Source organism: Pseudonocardia sp. ICBG601 (assembly GCF_020496245.1).
Genome location: NZ_JAHLJA010000170.1, coordinates 1 through 1,408, shown reverse-complemented (window position 1 = coordinate 1,408; position 1,408 = coordinate 1). Strand labels below are relative to the sequence as shown.

The window sequence follows — 1,408 nt, the reverse complement described above, 5'->3', positions numbered from 1 at the left end:
GACCGCTCGTCGCATCACCGCTGCTTCAGGCGATCGGAGCAATCGTCAAGACCTGTGGATGAAGATCTTTAGGCGGCTTCGGTGTGGGTGTGGGCATCGGGTCGTTCGACGAGGCGGCCGGCGTCGAATCGGGCTCCGGCTCGGACGAGGGCGACCAGGTGCGGTCCGTTCACGGCGCGCCATCGTTCTGGGCGGCCTCGATGAGCTTGAACGCCATCGCCAGTCCGGCCGCGCGTGACCCGGGCCCGCGGGTGACCCGGGTGCGGTGGCGGACGGTCGCGAACGTGGACTCGATCGGGTTCGTGGTGCGTAGGTGTTGCCAGTGTTCGGCGGGGAAGTCGTAGAAGGCGAGCAGTTCGTCGAGGTCGTCACCGATCTTCGTGACGGCCTTGCCGAACTTCGCCCGGTAGGCGGCCTCGAAGGGGCCGGCCACGGCGTCGAGGGCTCTGCGCTTGTCCTCGGCGTTCCAGATCTCGGTCAGCGCCTTCTTCGCCCCCGATGCGCTGACTTCGGCAGCGCGGCAAGGACATTGGCGGTCTTGTGGACCCAGCAGCGCTGCTCGCGGGTCTGCGGGAACACCTCGCGCAGCGCGCCCCAGAACCCGAGCGCGCCGTCAGCGACCGCGAGCACGGGTGCTCGCATGCCGCGCCGCGCGCAGTCGCGCAGCAGATCGGCCCAGGACTCGCTCGACTCGCGGTAGCCATCGGTCAGGGCGACGAGTTCCTTGCCGCCGTCCGCGCGGACTCCGATGAGCACGAGTAGGCACAGCTTGTGTTCCTCGAGGCGGATGTTGACGTGGATCCCGTCGGCCCACAGGTAGGACGTAGTCCACACCGGACAGGTCTCGGCGGGAGAAGGTCTGCTGTTCGGTCTTCCAGGTCTCGGTCAGTCTGGTGACCATCGACGCCGACAGGCCCGCGGTGGAGCCGAGGAACTGCCCGAGCGCGGGCACGAAGTCCCCGGTCGAGAGTCCGTGCAGATACAGCAGCGGTAACACCTCGGTGATCTTCGGAGTGCGGCGGCAACCATCGCGGCAGGATCGCCGAGGAGAACCTGCAGCGGTGCCCGTCTCGGGATCGATGCGGCGGTCGTCGACCCGCGGGGCGACAACCTCGACCGCGCCGGCGAGAGGTGAGGACCTCGCGGGGGTGGTGGGTGCGCGTGCGGACCACGAGCCGCCGGCCGTGCTCGTCGCGCTCCTCAGCGTGGCGGGCGATGTAGTCATCGACCTCGGCCTGCAACGCCTCGGCCAGCATCCGGCGGGCGCCTTCGCGGACCAGGTCGTCGATCAGCGAGCCGCCGCCCCGGCGGGGTTCATCGGTGTCAGCAGCTCCAGGAACTACGGTGAGCACGGGGGTCTACCCTTCCGGCCGGCGTTGACCCGCAGACCTTGCTTCAGAGCCTCAAG

General features: G+C 69.0%; 1 pseudogene. It reads right to left on the bottom strand.

Annotated elements, in window-relative coordinates:
- Positions 1-68 precede the first annotated feature (68 nt).
- Positions 69-1,352, bottom strand: a pseudogene (locus tag KPL57_RS56755) (IS256 family transposase).
- Positions 1,353-1,408: the final 56 nt, after the last annotated feature.